The organism is Marinisporobacter balticus (genome assembly GCF_004345705.1).
Taxonomy (GTDB): Bacteria; Bacillota; Clostridia; order Peptostreptococcales; family Thermotaleaceae; genus Marinisporobacter; species Marinisporobacter balticus.
Genome location: NZ_SLWV01000007.1, coordinates 76,829 through 103,027 on the forward strand (window position 1 = coordinate 76,829; position 26,199 = coordinate 103,027).

Annotated in this window: 19 protein-coding genes and 1 riboswitch; all 19 genes read right to left on the reverse strand. The window is 32.5% G+C overall.

The features are described 5' to 3' along the window. Position 1: 1 nt before the first annotated feature. On the reverse strand, positions 2 to 1,081 hold the full coding sequence (gene uxuA / locus EV214_RS07210) for a mannonate dehydratase (protein WP_132244213.1): 1,080 nt from the start codon (positions 1,079 to 1,081) through the stop codon (positions 2 to 4). A 16-nt stretch (positions 1,082 to 1,097) separates the two neighbouring features. Further along, on the reverse strand, positions 1,098 to 2,117 hold the full coding sequence (locus EV214_RS07215) for a zinc-binding alcohol dehydrogenase family protein (RefSeq protein WP_132244215.1): 1,020 nt from the start codon (positions 2,115 to 2,117) through the stop codon (positions 1,098 to 1,100). A 55-nt stretch (positions 2,118 to 2,172) separates the two neighbouring features. Beyond that, a complete protein-coding gene (locus tag EV214_RS07220) occupies positions 2,173 to 3,450 on the reverse strand; it encodes a TRAP transporter large permease (RefSeq protein ID WP_132244217.1) in 1,278 nt (425 codons plus the stop codon). A 182-nt stretch (positions 3,451 to 3,632) separates the two neighbouring features. Then, the gene (locus EV214_RS07225; protein ID WP_165916291.1) at positions 3,633 to 4,103 is read right to left on the reverse strand and encodes a TRAP transporter small permease; all 471 of its coding nucleotides are present in this window, start codon (positions 4,101 to 4,103) and stop codon (positions 3,633 to 3,635) included. A 75-nt stretch (positions 4,104 to 4,178) separates the two neighbouring features. Beyond that, positions 4,179 to 5,195, reverse strand: coding sequence for a TRAP transporter substrate-binding protein (locus tag EV214_RS07230; RefSeq protein ID WP_207669646.1), 1,017 nt, complete (start codon positions 5,193 to 5,195; stop codon positions 4,179 to 4,181). A gap of 665 nt (positions 5,196 to 5,860) precedes the next feature. Then, positions 5,861 to 6,817: a lysine exporter LysO family protein gene (locus EV214_RS07235; protein ID WP_132244221.1), complete on the reverse strand. Its 957-nt coding sequence runs from the start codon at positions 6,815 to 6,817 to the stop codon at positions 5,861 to 5,863. Positions 6,818 to 6,835: 18 nt separating this feature from the next. After that, a complete protein-coding gene (locus EV214_RS07240) occupies positions 6,836 to 8,086 on the reverse strand; it encodes a hypothetical protein (protein WP_132244223.1) in 1,251 nt (416 codons plus the stop codon). A gap of 2 nt (positions 8,087 to 8,088) precedes the next feature. Beyond that, entirely contained in the window at positions 8,089 to 10,581 is a 2,493-nt protein-coding gene (locus EV214_RS07245; protein ID WP_132244225.1) for a DUF2339 domain-containing protein, read from the reverse strand. A 63-nt stretch (positions 10,582 to 10,644) separates the two neighbouring features. Then, positions 10,645 to 11,751, reverse strand: coding sequence for an AI-2E family transporter (locus tag EV214_RS07250; RefSeq protein WP_243116585.1), 1,107 nt, complete (start codon positions 11,749 to 11,751; stop codon positions 10,645 to 10,647). A gap of 216 nt (positions 11,752 to 11,967) precedes the next feature. Then, positions 11,968 to 12,546 (reverse strand): GDYXXLXY domain-containing protein, encoded by a 579-nt coding sequence (locus EV214_RS07255; RefSeq protein WP_132244227.1) that lies wholly within the window; start codon positions 12,544 to 12,546, stop codon positions 11,968 to 11,970. Further along, a complete protein-coding gene (locus EV214_RS07260) occupies positions 12,530 to 13,612 on the reverse strand; it encodes a DUF2157 domain-containing protein (RefSeq protein WP_132244229.1) in 1,083 nt (360 codons plus the stop codon). Before EV214_RS07260 ends, EV214_RS07255 begins: the two co-directional genes overlap by 17 nt. Further along, positions 13,593 to 14,081 (reverse strand): helix-turn-helix transcriptional regulator, encoded by a 489-nt coding sequence (locus EV214_RS07265; protein ID WP_132244231.1) that lies wholly within the window; start codon positions 14,079 to 14,081, stop codon positions 13,593 to 13,595. Before EV214_RS07265 ends, EV214_RS07260 begins: the two co-directional genes overlap by 20 nt. A gap of 49 nt (positions 14,082 to 14,130) precedes the next feature. After that, entirely contained in the window at positions 14,131 to 14,298 is a 168-nt protein-coding gene (locus EV214_RS07270; RefSeq protein WP_165916292.1) for a hypothetical protein, read from the reverse strand. A gap of 97 nt (positions 14,299 to 14,395) precedes the next feature. Then, positions 14,396 to 19,006, reverse strand: coding sequence for a cobaltochelatase subunit CobN (locus EV214_RS07275; protein WP_132244235.1), 4,611 nt, complete (start codon positions 19,004 to 19,006; stop codon positions 14,396 to 14,398). Positions 19,007 to 19,019: 13 nt separating this feature from the next. Next, positions 19,020 to 19,370 (reverse strand): DUF2149 domain-containing protein, encoded by a 351-nt coding sequence (locus EV214_RS07280; RefSeq protein ID WP_243116586.1) that lies wholly within the window; start codon positions 19,368 to 19,370, stop codon positions 19,020 to 19,022. Beyond that, positions 19,327 to 20,010 carry a MotA/TolQ/ExbB proton channel family protein gene (locus EV214_RS07285; RefSeq protein WP_132244239.1) on the reverse strand — a complete coding sequence of 228 codons (684 nt, stop codon included), beginning with the start codon at positions 20,008 to 20,010 and terminating at the stop codon, positions 19,327 to 19,329. The genes EV214_RS07280 and EV214_RS07285 overlap by 44 nt, the downstream gene beginning before the upstream one ends. Positions 20,011 to 20,024: 14 nt before the next feature. Further along, the gene (locus tag EV214_RS07290) at positions 20,025 to 20,696 is read right to left on the reverse strand and encodes a DUF2162 family putative transporter (RefSeq protein ID WP_132244241.1); all 672 of its coding nucleotides are present in this window, start codon (positions 20,694 to 20,696) and stop codon (positions 20,025 to 20,027) included. Between the two features lie 119 nt (positions 20,697 to 20,815). Next, positions 20,816 to 20,994, reverse strand: a riboswitch (cobalamin riboswitch). Between the two features lie 101 nt (positions 20,995 to 21,095). Continuing rightward, positions 21,096 to 21,854: an MBL fold metallo-hydrolase gene (locus tag EV214_RS07295; RefSeq protein ID WP_132244243.1), complete on the reverse strand. Its 759-nt coding sequence runs from the start codon at positions 21,852 to 21,854 to the stop codon at positions 21,096 to 21,098. A gap of 66 nt (positions 21,855 to 21,920) precedes the next feature. Beyond that, a complete protein-coding gene (locus tag EV214_RS07300) occupies positions 21,921 to 26,174 on the reverse strand; it encodes a 2-hydroxyacyl-CoA dehydratase (protein WP_132244245.1) in 4,254 nt (1,417 codons plus the stop codon). Positions 26,175 to 26,199: the final 25 nt, after the last annotated feature.

Genomic DNA, 26,199 nt, shown 5'->3' on the forward strand with positions numbered 1-26,199 from the left:
ATTATTTCTCCCCTTTCATTCTTCCGATTGCTTCCCATAATCCATTTAAATAAGTAGTCCCTAATGCTCTATCATATAATCCATAGCCAGGTCTTGCACTTTCTCCCCAAATCATTCTTCCGTGATCGGGTCTTGCATATCCTTTAAAGTCTATATCATGATACGCTTTCATAATTTCAAACATATCTAGTGACCCATCGCTTGTTAAGTGAGAAGCTTCATCAAAGTTTCTTCCCTCATGAATCTTAATATTTCTGATATGTGCAAAATGAATCCTTCCTTTTTTTCCAAAATAGCGAACCATTTCTGGAATGTCATTCTCAGGATTTGCCCCTAAGCATCCGCTACATAATGTTAATCCATTATATGGACTATCTACTAGATTAATAATTCTTTCTAAGTTATCCTTGCAAGTTGTAATTCTTGGTAACCCAAAGATAGACCATGGTGGGTCATCTGGATGGATTGCCATTTTTATGTCGCATTCCTCTGCTACTGGGATAATTTCATTCAAGAAATATCCTAGATTTTCAAATAATTTTTCTTCATCTACACCTTTATATTGTTCAAATAAGCTTTTTAATTCCTTTAGTCTTTCAGCTTCCCAACCAGGTAGTTCAAACCCATTTGAGTTATTTTCCATTTCTTCTGCCATTTTGTTCGGATCAATGTTTTGTACCTTCTCATCCTCATAAGATAAAACATTTGATCCATCTGGTAACTCCTTTGCTAAATCGGACCTTGTCCAGTCAAATACAGGCATAAAATTGTAGCATACTACTTTTATGCCAAACTTAGCTAAATTCCTTAAAGTCTCTTTGTAATTCTCTATATACTTATCTCTCGTAGGGAGTCCAAGCTTAATGTCTTCATGGACATTGACACTTTCAATGACCTCAAGTTCTAGTCCACTGCGTGCTACTTCTTCTTTTAATGCTTTTATTTTCTGGGTAGGCCAAACTTCTCCAACGGGTACATCAAATAAAGAACCCACAATCCCTGTCATGGCAGGTATTTGTCTTATTTGATTGAGTGTAATGCTATCCTTATCTGAACCATACCATCTAAATGTCATTTTCATTTTATTCACTTCCTGTCTAGTCAAATTTTAAGATGATCTTTTGATTTTCTATATTTTGATCTTCTATTAGTAAAATAGCATCTTTAATCTCTGTAAAATGAAATACATGTGAAATCATATCCTTTGCAACAATTTCTTTGTTATTAAACCAATTGACTACTTGAGGAAATTTATGGTTATGTAGTCTTGACCCTCTTATGTCTAACTCTTTTGCAGTAATGCCTAATTGAGCGATTTCAGATGGTTCTTTGCTAAAACCAATTACAATGATTCTTCCTGCTGGTGTTGTTAAATTCACTGCATCTTCAAATGATTTTTTATTGCAAACTGCATCGATCACCACATTTACCCCTTGATTATTTGTTTCTTTCATGATTACGTCATTTGCATTCTCGCGGCTTACATCAATCACGCGATCTGCCCCTAATGCTTTTACTTTCTCAAGTCTTGATCCTACTAAATCAGAGATCATACATTTTGCGCCTATTTTTTTCGCAACTTGCAGGATACATTGTCCTACAGGTCCTGCTCCCATAATAAATACAGTGTCCTCTTTTTTAATTTCTCCACGAGAACATACTTGGGCACCAATTGTAAATGGTTCGATCATTACGGCTTCTTCAAATGGTAAATCCTTTGAAAGGATATGCAGTGCATCTTCTGGCACCAAACTAAATTCTCTATATCCTCCATCTTCATGTACTCCTCTAACCTTTAGTGAAGCACAAACATTTGATCTTCCTGCTTTACATGCATAGCACGCTCCACAACTAACCACTGGATCTATGATTACATGATCTCCGACCTTTACCTTAGATACATCTGTTCCTACTTCCTCTACAATACCCACCGCTTCATGTCCAATGATTCTTGGATAGGTAGCTACAGGTGAAGTCCCATGATAAATGTGTATATCTGAACCACATATACCCGTTGCTTTAATTTTTACCAATACTTCTTTACTATTTTTAATCTCTGGTTTTTCCACATCACATATCTCAATATTGTATGGTGAAACCACTTTGATTGCTTTCATTATCATTCACCCCTTCGTTTAAGTATATTACCATACTAGTTTATTTAAAAAAATTTTATTTCCCATATAATAAATTGGGTAAAAATAAACTGATTTGTGGAACAAATGTAACAAGCACAAGAACCACAAGACTTACCGCTAAGAAAGGTAATATGGCTTTTGCTATCTTTCCTAACGAAATTTTTCCAATACTTGATGCCACAAACAAACATACCCCAACAGGCGGTGTTGTAAGTCCAATGACTAAATTTAACACGGCAATAATTGCAAACTGTATTGGATCAACCCCAACAGCTGTAACTACTTTTAACAATACTGGAAATAAAATTAATAATGCAGATATGGTTTCCATAAACGTTCCTACAAATAATAGCAGTAAGTTTACTAAAATCAATATGACATATTTATTATTGGATATCCCTAACATTAAATCTGCAACCATTTGAGGAATTTGTTCACTTGCCATAATCCAAGCAAAAAGGGAAGCAAATCCAACTAAAATCATAATAGATGCCGTTGTTACCATTGATTCTACAATGATTTTCGGTAGGTCTCTTATCTTTAATTCTTTATATATAAACAATCCTACAACTAATGCATATACAACCGCTACTGCTGATGCTTCTGTAGGTGTAAAGATTCCCCCTAAAATTCCTACTAATATAACGATCGTCATCAAAATTGCCCAAAAAGCACCATAAAATGTTTTTCCGATTTCTTTTACGCTTTTTCGTGCTCCCTTTGGATGTTTTCTTTTTCTAGATATATAATAAGAAACAATCATAAGTCCTATTCCTAGTAAAAATCCTGGTATCGCACCTGCAACGAATAGTTTACTAACAGATATTCCTGTTAAAGTTCCTGCAATAATCATTGGTAAACTTGGTGGAATAATGGGTCCGATCGTAGAGGATGAAGCTGTAACAGCTGCTGAAAAATCCACTTCATAACCTTCTTTTTCCATTGCTGGAATCATGATTGCTCCAATGGATGCTGTATCTGCTAAGGCTGTTCCTGATATTCCTGCAAATATCATGGATGCTCCAATATTTGCAAGGCCTAAACCACCTCTTATATGCCCTACTAATGCATTTGAAAAATCTATAATTCTTTCCGTAATGCCACCTCTATTCATAAGGTTTCCAGCCAATACGAACCCTGGAATACAAAGGAGTACAAAGGAATCTATTCCTGTATACATCTTTTGGGGTATGATAATTAAGGGTATATCTGCTGAAAGAACATATATAAAAGAAGATAATCCTAAAGAAAAAGCTACTGGTATACCTAGAAAAAGTAACACCAAAAAGCTAAAGAATAACACTAATACCATATTTTATTCATCTCCTCTCTATACTATAGATCCATCCATTTTAAATTTAATCTTACAATTGTTCATCACTTACACATAGAAACTTGAGATATCATTTTTTCTTAATGCACTACGATTCAATTCGTATGGATCTACATAAAATCAAATCACTTCATATTCTATAAAACTTTCATATTGGGTTGTTATTTTTTTAAATCAACGGCTCCTTCGATAATCTTTTTCAACCCATATAGTCCTATAAATAAAGGTGCTATAAACATAGCAGAAAATGGTATTGCCATAGGGACGCCCATACTTGGAGAGCTTTGAATACTACCCAGCTTTACAAAATCAACAGCATAATATGCAACCATACATATAAATGCACAGATCACCGCGTCTACAACCACTTCTAAAATTTTCGCTACTTTTCTAGGTAAAATACTGATTAGCGTATCTACTTTTACAAATTCTCCTTTTTTCATAGCAATGGGCGCTGCAAAAGCCACAGAACATATAAACAAAATTCTAGATAATTCTTCTGTCCATGATGGTGCTTTTGGAAGTGCAAATCTAGCAAACACCTGCAATAATACAACCAGTATCATCGCTGTCACACTTAAAAATGTTAACCCTTCAAAGAAATGATCAATAGATTTAAAAAACTTTTTCAATGGCATTTTCCCCTCACTCATTTATAGAATTTTCAAATCATCTAGAGATTTCCCTAGATGATTTAGTATGATGATCTATTTTACTTCTTTAATTTTTTGGTACATTTCATATTGTTCTTCTGTTAAAGCATCTTTAAGCGAAGCTTCTACTTTTGTTCTAAATGCATCTTGATCTACATCTACAAAATTCATGCCTCTTTCTTGTAATGTTGTTGCTAATGCTTCTTCTTGTTCTAAGAATAATTCATGCTCATATGCTTGTGCTTCTTTTGCTGCTTCCATCACAACTACTTGTAAATCTTCTGGTAGTGATTCCCATTGTTTTTCACCCATTAAAACATAGATCCAGCTTCTTACGTGCGCTGTTTTGTTTACATATTTTTGTACTTCATAGAATCCTGCACTATTGATTAATGCTAATGGATTTTCTTGTCCTTCTACAGTTCCTTGTTGTAATCCTGTAAATACTTCAGAAAATGCCATTGGTGTTGGCTTTGCACCTAGTGCTTCCCAAGCTTTAACGAATACTGGAACATTTGGAACTCTTACAATCATTCCATTTAACTCATCTGGTGTTGTAATGGGTCTATTTGATGTTAAATATCTTGGACCTCTTTCATACCAGAATAATGGTCTTAATCCCGCTTTATCAATAATTTCTTTTTCTATTTCTTGTCCAATTTCTCCATTTACAATATTTTGTAATGTTTCTGAATCTTTAATCGCATATGGAATTGCCATAGCCCCTACTTTTGGTGCCCAGTTTTGTAGCGTTTCACCAGAAATAACCATATCTGCTGTTCCTGCTTGAACACCTGTAATATTATCCATTTCATTTCCTAATTGCTCATTTGGATAAACTTTTACTTCGATTCTTCCATTTGATTTTTCTTTTACTAATTCAGCAAATTTTACAGCACCTTTATGCCAAGTATTTTCTTCATCAGCTGCATGTCCTAATTTGAAAACAAATTTCTTTTCTTCTTTTTGTTCAGCTACTTCTTCCTTCTTTGCCCCACATCCTGCTAAAATACCTAGTGATAATGCCATTACTAAACCTAAAGCTAACACCTTCATCAATCTTTTTTTCATTTCTTATTCCTCCCAACTTATTTTGGTTTTCCTAAAAAATTTCACAACCTTTTCATGCATTTGAAAACCTTTTCTCTAGCATTATAAATATGTAATTATTTCTAAAAGTTTTCATACATGTACCATACATAGAAAAATTCCTAACGGATTCAACTTGTATACTAGTATATTAACATAGTTCTTTCTTTTGTTCAACCTTTTTTTATTTTTATAAAATGTAATAAATACTATTCAAAATGTGATAGTTATTTCTATAATTGTATTTCTAAGATTCTCTATATTGATGAATTTTCTAGAAAAATGTTAATACGTGAAATATCATTATGTTATAATTGACATACACAAATACTTATTTTTTATTTAGTGGAACTTTTATTTTTCTTAATACTTCTTTATACAGCAGGAGGAATGATACTATGCAAATCAAGAAAGATATAAAAGACGTAATAATTACAGTATCTATACTCGCTTTGGTTATATATTTTGTGAAAATTCATATACTCCCTCTAAGACCTACAGTAATCATTTTCTCGACTAGTTTTATACTACATCTGTTTGTGTATATACTAAAGAAAACGAAAAAAAAAATAGACTTCCCAAAGAACTGAGAAGCTATCTATAACAAATACAAAACCATACAATTATCACAAAGTACTTTACCCCTTCTATAAAAATATTCTGTATAAAAAAGGCAGAATGAACGGTACTGCAAAGGTTAAAATAGTTCCAGTAATAAGTGCAACCAGCCCTAATTCAGCACCTACAAATTTTGTTACTGGTGCCAGCATCGTGTCCATATTTCCAGCAGCTCCGCCAGCAATTGGACTCCCTTTGCTAATTTGAATCAGTAAAGGAATCATTAACACAGTAAAAAATTCTCTCATAACATTTACAATAAAACCATATGTACCTGCTTCAATCCCATATACACTTGTCATAAATGCCCCAGTTATACTATAGTAGCTCATTCCACTGACAGATGTAACAGAAATAGCATAAGGTATTTCCAAAAGCATTCCTCCAATGACTCCCGCTAAAACACTCCCTAGAAAAATAGCAATAGCAAGAAAGATGATTTTCCAACCCAACATTTTTACATATCGAAATACGTTCTTATTCATTCCTAAGCTTATTCCAACACCAATGTAGAGTGCAATTAGCAAAAATGTCAAAGCAATGGATAAACCGTCAGAACTGGTTTTCGGCAAAATAAAAAATCCTACTACAATCCCCAGCATGATACTACCCGGCATAATCCAAACTAAATGAGATGTTTTTTGATTTTCTTGTTCCGAAAGATCCACTTCATTCCTTATATTCAATTGATCTGAAAATAATTTATTTTGCATTTTTTCAAGTGGCAAAATTGTCTTTTCCACCAGAAAAACAAAAAGTATACTACAGGTTATCGCTAGCAATGCTAATACCGCACAATTAAATCCTACCATACCCAGTTTTGCCATAACCTGCGGATTAATGCCAATCGAAGCACCGATCACCAACATCAGCAGTACCAATGTGACAGTTATAGCCTGATCCACTAGTACCAAGAAATAGGCTGATAATTTTTGAATGCCTATAATAAACCCAATCGCTAAACAAATAAAAGGAAGCCAAGTCAAAAAAATCTCCTCCTTATTTTACTCTACATCCTTAAATCCAGATTTTTTTATAATCAATAAAATCATGCCTATAGAGATCATAATGATCATTATATTTAACATCCACTTATAATTTATTTTTTTTTGTTCATCCGTAGCCTTATTTTGTTGTTGATATAATGTAGATAGTTTACAAATTTCTTGCTCTTCTTTTTCTATATAGTTTTTATAGCTTTCTATATCATAATCAGGTCTTGTTGCTAATTTGTTATTAAATAAAATTTTATATTTCCCTTTTGTTCCTTTAAAAACAACTTTATCTGTATAATAACGAATGGCTATATCTTCTATATTTATAGGCTTATTGTCTTGATTATGAATTTGTATTTTCAGGGTATCTAGTATGTTCGTTGGTTCATCTATATGGATATTATTTTCTTCAATATGAAAGTTTTTAAGGCTTATTTGATAAATCTCCCCATTACCAAACATTCTAAATTCTCCATCCTTATCCCTATAAGAAATTGTATAGTCTCTTTTATAATCATCTTCGCTATTTATTTTTATATTGTTTATTTTTAGCCGATCTTTATTCTCTATAAGGATCGTTGTATTTCTTCCTTCTAACGCCTCCTTAAAGTCTACATTTTCTTCCTTTTGATAGCTCTCATAGATAACTTTTTTCTGATCAAATACTAAATTTAATGCTTTTATATTTGTGTTTTCTATATCATTTAAAAACACGATTCTATAATAATCATACTTATAACTTTCATCTAGACTAATATTTAATTTTTCTGCTGTATCTGTTCTATATAGATAGTCATTTTTTATGAAATCCCACTTTTTATCATCATGTCCCCCATACACCGTTACATTTTTCATGAAACGTGCTTGATTGATATCAAAGGTCAATTGATTTCCTAATAGATCCTCATGTTCTTTTAGTGGGATGATTTTAAAATCTGTATATTGGTTGTTTTCCTTGATAAAGGATAATATTTCATTTGACTGATACTTTATCTTTATTTCTTCCTTTTGGGATAAATATTCATTATATATATAGTAAGGTATAAATTCGTTCTTTTCGTTGCTGATCCGAATATCGCCTAAATCGTTTTTAGCATGCCTATAAATTTCTTTGTCTAAGAAAAATGTCTTGTATTCACTTTTATCATTGGCATCTATTTCCTTATAATATCTCCATCCTTCAACATCTGTTTGCGCAAAAGATACGCTATGCAAAAATAAGGAAATGATCATTGTAAAGAATATCCCATATTTTTTCATATTTATTCCACTCCATTTCCGTCTATATTGGCTTTCAGCTTATGATAGATATACGATATGCCGATTAATACGAGTCCAAAGCAAAAGTATGCGATGATTTTCCCTCCCGTATTTAAAAATGCCAAATCAAATATAAATAGTTTTCCAGTGGATAAGATAGACAATCCTAATCCAAGTCTTCTTAGATTTGCAAATCGCCTCTTAAAACCATAGAAGATATAAACAAATGACATGATGATAAATAATATACTTATAATCAAGTTTATATTGTTTAGGTCAAATTGATTTAAAAGAAATATTGTGCTAACCCCTAAAAAGTAGATAGCCATCACTACAGGGTAAAGCTCTATGCTTAATGCTTTTTCTTTTATAATTTTTAGTGTGATATCCTTTACGCTAAAGAGTACCATTAGATTGTAAAATACTAAAATGGTAATTTGTATGTTTGTATCATTTGAAATAACATACGCTGCGCCTCCATAGTTTAGAATCATCATGAAACCCATGAAATCCACGAGAATATAAAAGAGCATAGATATCTTTGTTACAACATGATCTTGTATGATCTTTATTCTCCCAATCCCATAAGCAAATACAGCTGTGATAAGTGCAATACTGATTAATAAGTAAAAATCATCTCTTCTATTTATATGATCATCAAAATAAATAACCACCATTCTTATGGTATAAATCCAGCTACTGAATATCGTAAAATATTTATAATATGTAAGCATTTTCCCTTTTTTTGTATATTTAAATAATGGATTTTCATATAAATCCTTTGCATATAAAGAAAATACATAGATGATCCCTACTGTAATACAAGAGTATTTTAATATAAAATAATCCGTATAGCTATAATCCATAAAATCTATCATGACAAAGGTTAACGTACAAAGGCCTAGTATAATCCATCCTCCAAGCTCCATTTTTTGAGCTTTGATTTTTACCCCATAATAAATGATGCCGATAGCTTCTATCAACCAACCGAGTGCTGCCCACTCAACGCCAAATTGAAAAGGAATCATCAAAATACTAAAGGTCATTGCGGTTATATAAAACAATCCTTGGGTATGCTGTTCTTGGGATGCACTTTTTTTAATAAATTGACCGAGCCCCAAGTATATAATAGCATATGTAAGTGCTAATAAGCCTTCGTACTGCTCATATCCATACTTTTCAAACAATCCATATACAAGTAAACAATTAATCACCGTATTGAGCGTTAATAATACAATATCTACAATTCTCAAGTGTATTTTTTCACGAATCGGATAAATAAGCGTAATCGCCATATACATAATAAATGTTAATATCGCATATAGGATGCTTATTATTTCATTATTTGATTTGGTGATTAAATAAATAAGGCAAGGTATATTGAGTAAAAAGCTTAAATAATTGATATAGATCCATCTTCTGTCTATTGAAAGGGTTAATAAAAGTCCATTTAAAACAATGAGATATCCCATAGCCATATACACAGCCGTATCTGATAATCCTTCAAAAAACACATAGCTAAAAAACGGAAGATACCCGCCTATAAGAGATATAGCACATATGGTCATAGACTTATATCTTTGGGATAGTACAATGGCTACACCCGTTATGATAATGGATACAATGATACTTGTTGACATGTTTAATATATTTAGCATAAAGTAGCTACTAAACACAGAAAGGTATAGTACACCGATTCCTCCACCCGTAAGGCCTATCGCAAATAGATTTTTATCTTTTCTATTAAACCACTCACCAGCACCTAAAAATACGCTCCCTAATAAAAAGCCTGCCATCCCCTTCATATAGTCATTAAACCATGTTGAATAGGTATATTTCATCCCCGTAGCAACCCCGAGTAAGACTAAAATGACCCCCACCTTGTTCATCCAACTAAGCCCAATCTTTACTTCTATATCATTGTACTTTTTCTTTTTTTGTATCACTCCATCACTCACATCTTGTGCCTTGAGTGTATCATATTCTTTCTTTATTTCTTCCATGATATTTTCTTTTTGAAGCGCGAGCTGTTCCTTTCTTATTTTTATTTTTTCAGTGAGGTTCGACTGCAGATGGTCTATGCTTCTTAAAATTTCATTTTTCTCCTCACCTAGCTCTTTTTTTGCAATGGTTCTCATTTGATCTATTTTATTTTTAGCCGTTTTTTCCAACAACTTTAACTTGTTTATATGCTTATTGTTTTCATCTTGAAAGTATAATTCGATTTTCTTTTTAGATCCATTTAAAATGGCATTCTTTTCATGGATCAACTGTTCCTTTAAAGAAATTTTCAAAGTCCTATTTTCTTCTATTACTTTCCTTTGTTTTATTTTAATGGTTTCTATTTCCTTTTTAGAATGTTCTATTTCTTTTTTCAGTGAAATATTTTCATTGATTGCATCATCCATATTCAACTCTGTTATCATCTCTTCATACTGCTTTACAATCTCCTTTTGATTTTTCAAAAGGCTATTTATTTTATCCTTCGTCTCCATCTATTCAACTCCTCTATGCCATTTTATCATAAAGCTACAAGTTTATGGTAAATCAATAAATTTTTAAGTATTTTGTCTCATGTTTGCATCCTGTTTTTCAATAAAATAATCCACATAAATCTTTATTACTGCCATTATGGGAATGCCTAAAATCATTCCAGTAATCCCTAAAAATCCACCCCCCATAGTCACTGATAATATTGCTAAGAAAGGATTCATTCCAACTTTTCCCCCAGTAAGTTTTGGATCTAGATACCATCCGTCAAATTGCTGAAGTAAAATCAAAAATACTAAGATCCAAATAGCATTTATGGGGCTGTAAAACAAATTAATAACAAACACAACCGTCATTCCTATAAAAGGTCCAAAATAAGGGATCATATTTGTAATACCTACGATCATCGATAGTAATAATTTATATTTTGAGTGAAGCATAGAAATTCCTATAAAAGCCATTACAGCAATGATTGTTGAATCTAAAGCCTTCGCACCTATATAAATCCCAATCATCCGATGCAGCGTTTTACCAAAGTTTAAAAACCGATCTCCATTTTTTTTCTTTAATAAGATATAAACAATCTTTTTTCCAAATTCAATAAATTTCTCTTTATCATGCAATACATATATAGATATGATAAAACTAAATAATATACTTAAGAATGAAGTAGTCAATGCGATTGTCCCTGTTAGTATTGTATCAAAAGATGTCATGAATAGATTGCTTAATTTAGGTATGTAAGATTTCATATCATTTTGTAAACCATTTGATAAATCTACATTTGTAAATATTTTATTCTTTACTACCGTTTGATTTATCCATTTCTGTGCTGTTTTAGAAAAATCAGGCATACTTTTAAAAAGTTCTACTATGTTACTCGTTATTCTTGGTAATACAAAACTTGTAAAAATAACTAAGATTCCAATGATCCCTATATATGTAATCAGTATACTACGTCCTCTTTTCAACTTAAATCTTCCTTCTAAGAATACTACGATCGGGTTTAAAATATAAGCAACGATAAAGGATAAAACAAATGGATATAGCATACCCATAAACTTATTTATTTTGGGTAAAAAAAACTCAAAATGGTCAATGAATTTTATTCCTATATATGAAATAATTACAGCAATGATCATATTAAAATAGTGAATCTTTTTATTTAACTTCAAATTTTCTTCCTCCTTTTATTCCCTCATAGAAATAATATCCCCATAGGAATATAGATGTAATTCCTCCAATAACATAGGCTCCAATCAAACCTTTAAAAATTTTTTTAGAATGATCTGTAAGCCTACAAAATATATAATCCATTGATTTTTTTCAATAGTCATTTGAATAATTTCATCCTCTTTGAATAGTTGAATAGAACCTGAGTATTTCAGGTTCTATTCAACTATTTCCTTTAACAAGGAGTATCCCTTATATACTTTTACCTTCACAAAAACTTCTCCATTTCTTGCCTTCTTTTCTAGTTCATCTCCTGTATTTTCAGATACAAAATATTTATCTAGTGTATAGTCTACATTGATTCCTCGTACATTGCTATTTTTATATTCTTTATTCTCATCCCAAAGAGCATACTTATATTTAGCTACAAGAAATATCCCTTCTTTTGGTTTTATTAAAGTTACGCCATCTACTTCATGAAATTTTCTATTTTTCTTTAAACGTACATATAATTTCTTTCCCTCTAAATTTTTAAAAATATTGTATTCCTCTTGATCCTTTAACTTTAATATTTCATTATCTAATTGCTCTAAAGAAATGTCATTGATTTCATAATGAAGCTGTACATAATCTCCTCTAAATAAATCTCTTGGATCAAAGGGTTTGGTTTTAATGAGTATTTCTTCTCCTTGCAAGTCCGTCATCATAGGTTGTATGGTCATGGCAAATAATATGAAAAATAGTATTAAAAATGATACTAAATATTTAAATCCTCTTTTCTTAATTAGTTTTTTCATCTAAAATTCCTCCACGATTTTTTCTAATTCTTTCAAAATAATGACCAAAACCTAAAAGAATCAATCCCCCAAATATAAAAAACATTGATTTAGGCATAAAATCATATAGCGTATCAAAATAATATCTCAAAATCAAAGCACAAGTAAAGAACAGTGGTGTTAAAAGACTTTTTCTCACTAAGTTCAATAAATAAATAAGTAGCAATACACCAAAGGCAATAGATACAGTATTCCCATTCTCAATAAATGGTAAATCCTCCCAAATATGTTTTGAAGTTAATATAAGACCACTTATTCCAAATACAATCATCCCTTGAAGTTTGAATATATCTATATTTAATTTATGATTCATAATATACATGCCAAATCCTATTAGAAAAAAGCTCATTCCAATATAGATAGGATCTACATGCATATAGTTTAGGAAATATAATATAAAATTTAATGCGACTAGATTATTACAGAAGGTTATCCCCTTAGAAAAATCAAAATATTTATTTCCAATATAGAAAATAAAAATAAAGATCAAGGAATAAGTAATTATATTTTCATCAAAACTTCCGTTAATATATACTACGGATAATACATGAGCAAAAACAAATAATATTTTTTCTCTTAATATAAGACTCATGGCCAATACCCCTATTGCCCATAACAGGAACGCCCCTGTAAATTCTCCACCATAATGAAAGATCTGACCCATTAAAAAAATTCCTGCCCCATAAATGAGAGCACTTAAGTACAATAATGCTTTTGATGTCTTTGGATAGGTCTTCTCTAGTTTAAAAGATGTAAATATAGATATTCCTAATGATCCTAAAATACTCATTACCTTTAAAATTTTTCCCATATAGTCCCAATTACTTGCCACAAAGCTTAAAATTCCAAGTCCTATTAATAACGACCCTATGGTTACCAAAACTCTTATGAAATTCAACCCTGACCCTTCTTCATAAAAGGTCATGATATCATCTAATTGATTTTGCGTGATGAGCCCTCGATCTCTTTGATGATTTAATTCTGTTACTAGGAATTTATAATGGGATTTATTCAATATCTTCTTCATTTTTTTTACCTCCTTCTAAAAGTAATTTGAATTTATCTAATATATAGTTTTTATCAAAAGAACTATACCATCGTCTATTGTTTCCATCAATGATTCGATAATGCGAACTAATACTATTCTTTTGAATTTTAAATTTCCATTGGGTATCTATATCCTTCCACCATACCATTCCTCCACCTGTTCGGTTTTTAGGTACAGCTATATTTTCAAATACTAAAGTTTCTACCAATTCTATAGGGTCTTCTCCTAAGGTCATCTTGATTATTTCACTTTCCCGAAATAGCCCACATATTGCCATCACTAAGGTCCAAGAAGCAAGAGCCCTTTCTTTTTCTATTTGGATCAATGTCTTTTTAGAAATCCCTAAAATTTCTGCCATCTTATCTTGTGAAAAATTATATTCATTCCTAAGAAGTCTTAATTTTTTAGAAACAATATCTATTAATTCTTCTCGTGCTAAATCATTCATACCCTCACCCCAATCACACATACAGTTTTATTTTTTATTTGGTGTAATTTTACACTAAACATATGGTTTTTGCAACAATTATTCTAAGTATATATGATCTATCCTCCAAAACACTTATACCATGTACGCTACCATTGTCCAATTTCACACTGTTTTCACCATTTAAATCCATTTTATATAACTCCATAGCTTCTGTCTCAATATTTCCAATCAACACCTTATTTTCTCCTGCTATATCCATTCTCTTTAAAAAAGGGACATAAGGACAGTAAACCTATCCCTATATCCCTTCATTATCTGCCCCTGTTTATTTTTTAATATTTTTTTCTTCTCATATATCCTCTTATTACTAATCCTACAAATCCTAAACCTATGCCAATAGCTGGTAAGGCTACACCATTATTCCCACCCTTTTTAGGTTCTTTTTTCTCTATTTCATAAGCTTTTACAGCAGTTTCTTGTGCCTCTTCTTGATTTTCTTCCTTTACTGCTTCTTTTTTGTTTCCCACACTACTTTGTCCTGTTGCTTTTTCAATTTTTTGATTTGCCCCTACAACAGTTGTATTGACTGATTGATCTATATTTTCTTTTGCTACTCCTTTTTGTACAGGGGTCGCTTCTTGTTTTACTGGTTCTGTAGTGGATAAAGGACTTTGTTGTTTTTGTATTTCTTCTTTTATATTCTCTTTGGGTACATCTTTTACTTCTTCTTTTACTTGAGAAATATCTTCTATTTTTATCTCTTTTTTTACTTCCTCTTGTTTTTGTTTATCTTTACTAGATGATGATGAAGAGCTTGGGACTTGCTGGTCTTTAGAAGTATCTATATCAATATCTTTATTTGTAGCATCTTTAAATATACTTTCAAATTTTTTCATTGTATCCTGATCAAGGGTAGAAAAGCTTGCTGCAAGTTCATTTACCTTTACATTTCCACAAGTATGGTGGCAACATACTACGCCATATTCTACTGCATTTTTTATATAAACATCAGCAATCTTTTTCATCGTTTCTTCATCCGCTTTCCACATATCTCTTCTTGCAGCTTCCATTTGCCATCCAATGATAGATTGAATCATATAAGGATCTAATTGCGCTCTTATTTTTTCATCTAATATAATGGTATCCGCTACATTTTTCCATTGATAATCATCAATCGCATCCAAAGTTGCATCCATCAAAAACATATTTCCTATATGTTTTGCTATTTCCGCACTTCCTGCATAGCCTTCCTTTAACATTCCTTCTAGCCATTTTGGATTTAAAATCCTTGTTCTTAATTCTGTCGCAATAAATTCAGATAAACTTTGAATTTTAGGATCTCCTGCTTGCCTTGTATTGATAATAAAAGTTTTTATATCTTTTCCTGATGCAGCTTTTGCAGCAAGTCTAAGTCCTCCCAAATATTGCGCAACATCATCATTATCCATCGTTCCCCATAAAGAGTCTCTTATTTGCGTAACCACATCTACATTTTTAAGCACTTCTTTAAATACATCCTTTGCTTCTTTCCCATAAATACCTTTTCCATAAATATAAGACATTCGGTTCATATAAGTATCTACAAGATCCTCTTGTGTTTCCCAAGCACTTGTTGTTTCTGCTAAAGTAGACACGCCTGTCCCATAGGTTCCTGGTGCATCTCCAAATATTCTAGCTCCTGCTAATGCATCTGCTTCTTCTTCACTTACTCCTTTTTCTTTTAATTGATCAAATATTTGATCATAATGTTTTTTAATATGGTTTTGATCATGGCTTTCATCTAATTTTGCTACCTGTCTAAAAGCTTCATCTAAAACCTCTGCTGTATTTGAAAAAGTATCTCTAAATAGTCCTGATATACTTACGACTGCATCTACACGAGGTCTTCCTAATTCTTCTATCGGTGTTATTTTTACAGCACTCACATTTCCTTTTGTATTCCATACAGGCTCTGTTCCTATGAGTCTTAAAATCATTCCAACACTTTCTCCATTTGTTCTCATCGTTTCAATTGCCCATAATACAACCCCTACTGAATCAGGGTATTTCCCTGTTTCTTGTTTATATCTTTCCAAAAGATCATCTGCAGCTTTTTTACCTGTTTCCCACGCAGCTTTATCAGGAATTTGTCTAGGATCAAATGTTGCAAAGTTTCTTCCAGTAGGCATCGCATCAGGTACTCTTATAGGATCTCTTGATGGACCTGGCTCAATATATTCTCCATTTAATGCACAGATTAAATTTAAGATTTCTTGACTTGCCATTCCTAGATTTCTTTCTATATTTTCTCGATCACTTTCACGACTTTTATCATATGCAATAATAGAATCTACCATTTGGTCAAACAAATCTCCTTTAGGTGATATCCCTAGCGTATGTAATCCATAAGGCATTAATTCTGTTGCAAGTTCTTCAAGATATTCATGAAGTTCTTCTGCTGATTCATAAAAGTTTGTTTCAAGACTTAAATTGATTTCTTGATCAATATGATTTGCTTTTACCATTCCAACAATTTGTTTTTGAAGTTCTAAAGCTCTTTTTTCATTGTTCTTTTTCATTTCATCTAAGTAACTTACTACAAGGTTTTGCAACTCAACCAAATCTCCATAAAGTTCTGGCTGAATCATTGGAGGCGTTAAATGATCAATAATCACTGCATATCCTCTTCTTTTTGCTTGCGTTCCTTCTCCTGGATTGTTCATAATATAAGGGTTAATATTGACCATATTTCCAATCAATTGATCTGGCCAATCTTTTTCTCCCATCCCTACACTTTTTCCAGGCAGCCACTCTAATGTCCCATGCGTTCCTAAATGAATCACTGCATCTGCTTTAAATTCATTTTGAAGCCAAAAATAAAAGGCGATATATTGATGCGGTGGTGGAACTGTTCCTGAATGGGCAATCTTACTTGGATCATCTCCCCATCCTCTCATTGGCTGTGGTCCTACAAATACATTTCCCATTTTCATTCCTGGGATGATCATTTTTCCATCTACAACCATTACATTCCCAGGAGCTGGTCCCCATTCTTTTTCTACTGCATCTTTTAAGCTTTGAGGAAGCTTTTCATACCATTTTATATATTCACCTACAGGAATGGTTAAAACATCTTCTTGTAAAAGCTTTTCCATTTCTCCTGGTGCCCAACTCCCCACATTTCTTCCTTGTCTTTGAATCATCTCTTCCAAACTTTTTGCATCGGTATTTCCATCTATTGTATATCCTTCTTGTTTTAATGCTTCTAATATATTTTCTGCACTTTCTATTACATTTAAGTAAGATGCTTTGATGCCATCTTTTCCGCCATCATGATTGTAGTAAACGAGCGCTATTTTTTTCTCTTCATTTTCTTTATTTCTTAAATTTGCCCAAGAAAGCACGCGTCCACTAAGCCTTTTTATATTATAATCAATAGGGGCTTTTTTAAGGATCGCCGCTCCTGTTATTGGGTCTTTCCCTACTTCCTTTGTTCCTCCCATAAATATCGGTTCAATTCTTCCCTCTAATTCAGGTAATACAACTTGCCAGTATAGTTCTTTGGATATACCAGCAGGATTATTTTCCCAATCATCTAAATCACTACTATATACAGGTGTAATGATCGGGATATTTAAGGTTTTGAAAAGTTCTACTGCTTTTTCTACTTTTTCAAGTTCCGCACTACTAAAATTAAATCCCAATCCTGCTATATACACATCTATATTGCATTGATTATTCTCTATATAAAATTCTTTTATTAATTCTTCTCTTTTACTATCTGTAAAAGATAATATGACATTTGCATTATTTTCTTCTAATTCTTTTAAAAGTGCTTTATACATTTCTATATCATCATTTTTAAAGGCACTATTATAGGTGCTGATTCCAATCCATGGTTCATTTTCCTTTTGATGATTACTTATTTTATACCAAGCCTTGTAGGCTTTTAAATTTTGAAATGCCCCTGGCATAGTAGGTTCTTTTAGGATACTTTGTTTTATTTTTTCAACGCGTACAGTATCCTCAGTGCCCTTTAATTGATGCATAATCAAGTTGTATAGATCATCTGCTGTCACACTTTTTTGGCTTTTTAATGCATGGTAAGCTGCATCTATAGTCCTTGCTGTTTTTGATAAATCACCATTTTCATAAACTGCGTCTGTTACAGTCTTTAAAAAATCATCTGAATTCTCAAAAGATGCAAGTAGATCTTCCCAATCTTTTTCATAAACTGCATCTACTACATTTTCTTTTACTAATTCTTGTAAAAGATTTAAATTTTCTTCATAAACAGCTCCATATACCGTTTGACAAACTGTATGATGTACATCATTTGTAATTAGCCCAATATTCGATGGATCATTTTGAAAAGCTTCTTGCATCGTTCGATAGAAATTGTCTGCATCCAAAGAAATTTTTTCTGCATCTGGATGATAAATAAATCGATCTGGCATCGTAACTGTTTTTATAGATTCATTTACTTCCATTCCTCCTATCTTTGCTAAATAAAGTAGGAGTCTTTTCATATTCTCTACGCCACCATTTACGAAGTAGGATTTTAATTCCTCGTCCTTACTATAATCTAGATTAGGATATTCACTGCTAAAATCACTACTTCTTGTAATATACATAGGAGAAGAGGTCCCGACATCTTTTATAACAGGTCCTAAAACATCAATTCCTTGTGAACCAATCATTTCCAGCAATGCAATATTTGCATCCTTTAAGTCTTCTCTTACTTCTGATCCATCTGCATTGGTTGTGCTGATTATTTTTAAATCTAGCGGATATTCATCCTTAAGCTCTCCATAAGCTTGGGCTATTGAAGCAATATAACTATCACTTCCCAGAATTAAAACTACTTTTGTAGCCCCTTGTGCACACGCAAAAGGTGTACTCATGCCTAAAATCATCGTAAATAAAATCATAAAGCTTATAAAAGATTTATAAGATCTTTTCATTTTTTTCCCACCTTTATTTATTTTTTTTCACATCTCCTTCAATCAAAATGAGTTTTCCTGTTTTAGGATCTTGAAATACCGTACCCATTTCACTAAACCCTTCTCCTGATCCATCTTGAAAATCAGGAATCTCTTTTAATTCTTTTCCTTTATCCACCTCCATAATCTGCTGAAGTCTTTGTTGCATTCTTTGTCTTTCCTCTGGTGTCTTTTGCTTAAAAATAACACTTTGAAGATTCCAAGAAAGAACCAATGCAACCATCAGTCCACAGCAAAATACCATCATTACATCCATCAAATTTGCCATTCCTGATAAAGGGTCAGTTTCCTGTTCTTCTAACATTCTTCTTTTCCTGTTCCTCAACAACTTCTTCCCCTCCATCAATGAGTTCTAATAACACTTCCATACGGTTTAAATCTTTTTGGTACCAGCCTCTTCTTATTTTAGATATAACAGATGCAAAAGCGCCCACAGCAACGCCTACCACTGTCGTATCAAACGCAATAATCATTGATTCAGAAAGACCTGCTACATCTCCTTGTCCAAGCTGCCCAAGTCCTGGCCCTAATGGGATTAATGTACCCATAAGCCCTAATACAGGCCCTATCTTTGTAATTAAATCTGTTTTGTTTAATATGTTTTTGATTCTTACTTCTTCTTGATCTAAAATATCTATAGCCAAAGCCTTTCTTGAATACTTGTCTATATTTGCTTTTTCAATATAATCAAAAATAATTTCTTTTTGTCTTTTAGATAATCCACTTTTTTCTACGACTTGACAAAGATTGTTTTTTTTCCAAACATCATCTTGTACCTGACAAAACACTTCCACTAACTCTGTTTTTTTGTTTTCTTTTCTTTTTTGCCTCTCCCCAATAAAATGTCCAAGCTCCAAAAAAATAAATATAACCATCAATAATAGTCCCACAATTACTGGGATTAAAAAGCTTTGTGCGATCGCATGTAAAATCGTCGTTAAAGCTTCCGAACATGGAATGTTCAATTTTATGTCCTCCTTTAATTTTGTATTTTATAATGAATAAACCCCATACTGATTACCCCTAATAGTCCTGAAAAAACGATTCCTAAAATTTTCAATGAATCTACTTTTATGGGTGAAAAACACATTTTCGCGGCATTTACATAATTAGGAATGAATAATCCTAGAAGTAAAGTAAGAATTCCTAAAAAAAGTAATATGCCATTAAAAATATTCATCGGATTTACCTTAAAGCGATAAATCACCCACTTCATTCCAGTAGCAATCAAAAAAATAAATACAAAAAATAAAATAGCTACACCTATTTCCAGTAGCTGATCATTTCTTTTTAACTGCACTTTTGTAAGCATTACACTAATCGCCATCGCTAAGAGGCAAAACGGACAAGGTAAATAAGCAAGGATTTTATGCTTAATCTGTCCGCTTTCACCTGCGTCAACATGTAATCCTAAATAAATCAAAAATACAGATAAAAGCATAGATCCTATAAATGTATATTGATCAATAAAACCAGCAATTATTTTTGTATAATGCGTAAGAAAAACACTTCCCGCATACAAAATACAAGCAAAACTAAAACTGATCAGCGCCATATTTTTTCTACTCGCACAAGATGTCCCTAAAATGATTCCTGTTTTGATGCTTAGTATAAAAAGAGCAAATAACATGTTCAAAAACACAATCCACATTCTTCGTCACCTCCATTCTTTTCATTAAAAAAACCTCTCAAATAGAGAGGTTTCATACAAAATATGGGCTTTTTTCAAAAAGCTTATTTCTATACACCTCCCTATGACCCGTAGCGATTATGTGTTCGTGTTTATAAGCAGGTCTTCTGGCTTAAGGATCATCATCTTTACTACCTTCCCAGTTTCCCAGTGGTTATTCGTAAAGACTTCCCTATTACAGCGGCGGCACCGCACAGGATTTTCACCTGTTTCCCTTTTCACCTATACTTCTATAGGCACTTATTAACAAATATTTACTTTTCAGGATATATTTTAGGATAAAATTAGTTCTTATGATGTATATTAGCATATATACACTTTTGTTACAATATATATTTTATCAATATTTTCATTAACGGTTCAACATATACCTATTTGTCTTAAATACTCTATATTTTTCAAATGTTTCTTCAACACGTCTTTGTCATCAAACGCTATTTTTTCATTTGTCATCAATTTAGAAATATACGCTATATTTTTTCTTATTACTTCTTTATCGTTAAGATCTCCATGACTTTGTACGATAATATCTGCCCCAATTTTACTATATTGTTCTAATGTATCCTTATATTTTTTTAATTCATTCCAACATATACAACTTGGAATAGGGTTGTCTATGTTATCTCCAACAAAGAGCGTATTACTTATATAATCGTAACACGATGCTGAATCTTCTGTATGTCCCGGACTATAAAAAAATTCTAGCCCTTCCTCCTCAAACGTGATCTTTTTTTCAAAAGTAATATTTGGTAAAACTATATGTATATTTTCCTTTGCGAATCGTTCAGCATTTTCAATTAATTCATCTTGCGCATTTTTTTCTATTAAGTCTTTACATTTTTCATGCGCTATAATCATGCAGTTATCAAACGCACTGTTCCCCCAAATGTGATCCCAATGACTATGGGAGTTAAATATAATATATTTCTTTTTTCCAAAATTCGATTCAAGATATTGCTTAACCTTTTTCATAAAATACGGTCCTAAATACGTATCACAAATAAAGAAATACTGATTTCCTTTGATTGCATATACGTTGGTTACACAATCGTATCTAGAATTTTCAAGTTCAAAAAATGTGAAAAGTATGCCTCTTTTTCCAACGTGCTTAATCTCCATAATCTCATTCCTTTCTTCATAACATCACAAAGCGACCTCTTATGAGATCTCTTTGTGTAGACTAATTTATTCTGTAAAAGCCAAAGCGTCCTCTTTATTTATATTTTCAAATGCCACTGAAAGCATTAGTTTGATCCGATTGATTTGATTCACTTCACTCGCCCCTGGGTCATAGTCTATCGGTACAATATTTGCTTTTGGATAGCTTCTTCTTAATTCTTTGATCATGCCCTTTCCTGTAATGTGATTCGGCAGACATGCAAAGGGTTGTAGGCAAAGAACATTTTGTGTACCGCTTTCAATGAGTTCAATCATCTCAGCTGTCAAAAACCATCCTTCTCCCGTTTGATTACATAAGGATAAATGTTTTTTTGCACTTTTTGCAAGTGTATCGATCCTTTTTGGTGGTTCAAATCGCTTGCTTTGTTCTAATGCTACTTTCAACTCTTTTCTATAAAATTCTATCCCCCGTATCGTCATATCCCCTAAAAACATACTGATAAAGCTTCCTGATAATTGTTCATACTTTATTTTATGATCAAAAGAACAATAAAGTAGAAAATCGATTAAATCAGGTACAACGACTTCAGCGCCCTCTGATTCTAAGAAATCCACTACATTGTTATTGGCAGTTGGATGAAATTTCACAAGTATTTCTCCAACTACACCAATCTTTGGTTTGACTAAATTTTCATATAAGGGTAAATAGTCAAAATCTTCAACAATTCTTTTGATATTTTCTTTAAAACATCTTCTTCCACCTGACATTAAAGTTTTTTTGCATTTTACGACCCAATCTTCATAAAGCTTGTTTGCTGATCCTTTTATTTTTTCATAAGGTCTTACTTTTAATAATACCCGCATTAAAAGATCTCCATATACAATACCCATCATTAAATGATTGATTATAGGGGGTGTTACCTTAAATCCAGGATTTTTCTCAAGTCCTGATGCATTGAGTGAAATAACAGGTACATGATTCATCCCTGCATCCTTTAGTGCCTTTCTGATAAATGCAACATAGTTAGTCGCTCTACATCCTCCACCTGTTTGTGAAATCATTACAGAAGTATTATTCAAATCATATTTTCCTGATTTTAAAGCCTCCATAATTTGTCCAATTGTAATAATGGCTGGATAACAGGCATCATTATTTACATAGGTTAGTCCTTCATCAATCGCTAAATTGTTTACTGTTTCTAGTATTTCAATATGATACCCTGCCTTTTTAAATCCAATGTCTAAAAATTGAAAATGAATTGGTGACATCTGTGGGACTAAAATTGTATGCTTTTTTTTCATATCTTTTGTAAATAATATTTTTTGACCGTTTTCATATATTTTTTTAGGCTCAAAATTTCGCTTATCTCTTTCCTGTATAGCTGCAATCAACGAACGTATTCGAATTCTTACTGCCCCAAGATTATTAATTTCATCAATCTTTAAAACCGTATAGATTTTCCCATACCCCTCTAAAATCTCTTGAATTTGATCAGTGGTAATAGCATCAAGTCCACATCCAAAAGAATTGAGTTGGACAATTTCTAAATGCTTCTTTTTTGCAACAAAAGTTGTAGCTGCATACAGTCTTGAGTGATATACCCATTGATCTACCACACGAAGTGGTCTTTCAGGTTTTTCTAAGTGGCAAATGGCATCTTCTGAGAGCACTGCAAATCCTAAAGATTGAATCATCTTAGGAATCCCATGATGAATCTCTGGATCTATATGGTAGGGTCTACCTGCTAATACAATGCCTTTTAAATTATTTTCTTCTAAATATTTAAGGGTTTCTTCTCCTTGTTTCCGTACATCATTTTTGTACTGATCAAGCTCTTTATATGCCAATTTTAATGCATCTACAATCTCTCTCTTTGGAATATCTTCTGATGCTAAGCTTTCAATTAACCGCCTCTCCATCCGCTTTGGATGATCCATTGGTAAAAATGGCTTTAAAAAAACAATATCATTTTCTTTTAAAGTATCTACATTCGCATAGATGGTTTCAGCATAAGAAGTAACCACTGGACAATTGTAATGATCTCCCGCTTCTTTATCTTCTTTTTTATTGTATGGAATACATGGGTAGAATATCTTTTTTACCCCTCTATGAATTAAATCCATTACATGTCCATGTACAAGTTTTGCTGGATAACATACAGATTCTGATGGTATCGTTTCCATACCTAATTCATAAATATTTTTCGATGAACGACCTGATAATACGATCCGATATCCCAACTGGTTAAAAAATGTAAACCAAAATGGATAATCTTCATACATATTTAAAACTCTTGGTATACCTATAATGCCCCTTTTTGCCAGTTCTTTAGGTAAAGGTTTATAGTGAAATATCCGATTATATTTATATTCATAGAGATCAGGCATAAGATTTTGTTCTTTCTCAATGCCAGCACCTCTTTCACATCGATTGCCAGAAATATATTCTCTTCCATCAGAAAAATGATTGATTGTGATCATACAATGATTCCCGCAAAAGCCACAACGTTTCATAGAATTTTCTGTTTTAAATATATTCATTTCATCCTCTTTTAGAAGATTACTCTTTTTTCCTTCTTCTGATCGTTCTCTTGCAATCAATGCTACACCAAATGCCCCCATGATTCCTGCAATATCTGGTCGAACCACTTCTTTCCCTATAATTTTCTCTAAAGATCTCAGTACTGCATCATTATAGAAGGTACCCCCTTGTACAACAATTTTTTCTCCTAAATCCTTTGGGTTTCTAAGTCTTATTACTTTATATAAAGCATTTTTTATAACAGAAACAGATATTCCAGCTGATATGTCGGAAACCTCTCCACCTTCCTTTTGTGCCTGCTTTACTCTTGAATTCATAAATACAGTACAACGTGTTCCAAGATCTACTGGATTTTTTGATCTTATTGCTTCTTGTGCAAAATCTTTTACATCTATATTCAGTGAATTTGCAAAGGTTTCGATAAATGAGCCACACCCTGAAGAACATGCTTCATTTAACATAATAGAGTCAATGGAGCCATTATGAATCTTAAGACTCTTCATATCCTGTCCACCAATATCAAGTACAAAATCTACACCTGGAAGGAAGAAGTCTGCAGCCTTATAATGGGCAACTGTTTCTATTTCTCCTATATCAATTTTAAGCGCTGCTTTTATTAAATGCTCTCCGTACCCTGTAACACCAGCATTTATGATTTCTATATTTTTATTCATCTTTTGATACATTTCTTTACATGCATAGATTGTAGATGTTAAGGGTTTACCCATATTGCTTCCATAATAAGAATAAAGTAATCCTCCGTCTTTATCTATCAAAGCAATCTTCGTTGTAGTAGATCCTGCATCAATGCCTAAGAAAGCTTTACCCGAATAATTTTCGATCTCTACTTTCCTCACTTTATGTAATGCATGTCTTTCTTTGAATGCTTTATATTCCTCATCATTTAAAAATAACGGCGCAATCTTTTTATTCTCTTCATTGTTTTTCATATAAAGATTTGGTACTCTTTCATGCAAACCCTCAAATGGCTGTGGATTTTCCCCCATAGAGGATAGCGCTGCCCCTATGGCTACAAAGTATTGAGAATCATCTGGAAATATAACTTTTTTCTCCTCAATCTTTAATGTATCTATAAAACGAGCTCTAAGCTCTGATAAAAAATGTAGCGGTCCACCTAAAAATGCAATATTTCCTTTAATAGCTCTTCCCTGCGCTAGTCCACTAATAGTCTGATTTACAACAGCCTGAAGGACAGATGCAGCAATGTCCTCTTTTGCAGCGCCTTCATTTAATAGAGGCTGAATATCTGTCTTTGCAAAAACACCACACCGTGATGCAATAGGATAAATGGTTTTGTGCTTTCCCGCCAACTGATTAAGTCCAGAAGCATCTGTTCTAAGTAGTGCTGCCATTTGATCGATAAATGCACCTGTCCCCCCAGCACAAGTGCCATTCATTCTTTGTTCAATGGATTCTCCTAAATAAGTAATCTTTGCATCTTCTCCTCCAAGTTCTATGGCTACATCTGTAGATGGGATTAAATTCTTTATGGTATGGGTACAAGCAATTACTTCTTGAATAAATGGGATCTCAAGCTTATTTGCAATATTTAGTCCTCCTGAGCCTGTGATCATTGCTGTTACAAAATTCCCTTGTAAGATAGATTTTGCATCTTCAAATATGCTTATAACTGTATTTTTTATATCTGAAAAATGTCTTACATATCTTTTGTAAAGAACATCTGCTCCTTTATCTAAAACAACTATCTTCACTGTGGTCGACCCAATATCAAGTCCCACATTGAGAACCCTTTTCATTCTCATAGTCCCCCTATTTCTCCTA

Excerpts from the sequence above, each read along its gene's own strand:
- EV214_RS07260 (WP_132244229.1), bottom strand. The coding sequence starts at position 13,612 with ATGAAGAAGATATTGAATAAATCCCATTATAAATTCCTAGTAACAGAA.
- EV214_RS07275 (WP_132244235.1), bottom strand. The coding sequence starts at position 19,006 with ATGAAAAGATCTTATAAATCTTTTATAAGCTTTATGATTTTATTTACG.
- EV214_RS07290 (WP_132244241.1), bottom strand. The coding sequence starts at position 20,696 with ATGTGGATTGTGTTTTTGAACATGTTATTTGCTCTTTTTATACTAAGC.
- EV214_RS07295 (WP_132244243.1), bottom strand. The coding sequence starts at position 21,854 with ATGGAGATTAAGCACGTTGGAAAAAGAGGCATACTTTTCACATTTTTT.
- EV214_RS07265 (WP_132244231.1), bottom strand. The coding sequence starts at position 14,081 with ATGAATGATTTAGCACGAGAAGAATTAATAGATATTGTTTCTAAAAAA.
- EV214_RS07245 (WP_132244225.1), bottom strand. The coding sequence starts at position 10,581 with ATGGAGACGAAGGATAAAATAAATAGCCTTTTGAAAAATCAAAAGGAG.
- EV214_RS07220 (WP_132244217.1), bottom strand. The coding sequence starts at position 3,450 with ATGGTATTAGTGTTATTCTTTAGCTTTTTGGTGTTACTTTTTCTAGGT.
- EV214_RS07255 (WP_132244227.1), bottom strand. The coding sequence starts at position 12,546 with ATGAAAAAACTAATTAAGAAAAGAGGATTTAAATATTTAGTATCATTT.
- EV214_RS07215 (WP_132244215.1), bottom strand. The coding sequence starts at position 2,117 with ATGAAAGCAATCAAAGTGGTTTCACCATACAATATTGAGATATGTGAT.
- uxuA (WP_132244213.1), bottom strand. The coding sequence starts at position 1,081 with ATGAAAATGACATTTAGATGGTATGGTTCAGATAAGGATAGCATTACA.
- EV214_RS07300 (WP_132244245.1), bottom strand. The coding sequence starts at position 26,174 with ATGAAAAGGGTTCTCAATGTGGGACTTGATATTGGGTCGACCACAGTG.
- EV214_RS07230 (WP_207669646.1), bottom strand. The coding sequence starts at position 5,195 with ATGAAAAAAAGATTGATGAAGGTGTTAGCTTTAGGTTTAGTAATGGCA.
- EV214_RS07240 (WP_132244223.1), bottom strand. The coding sequence starts at position 8,086 with ATGAAAAAATATGGGATATTCTTTACAATGATCATTTCCTTATTTTTG.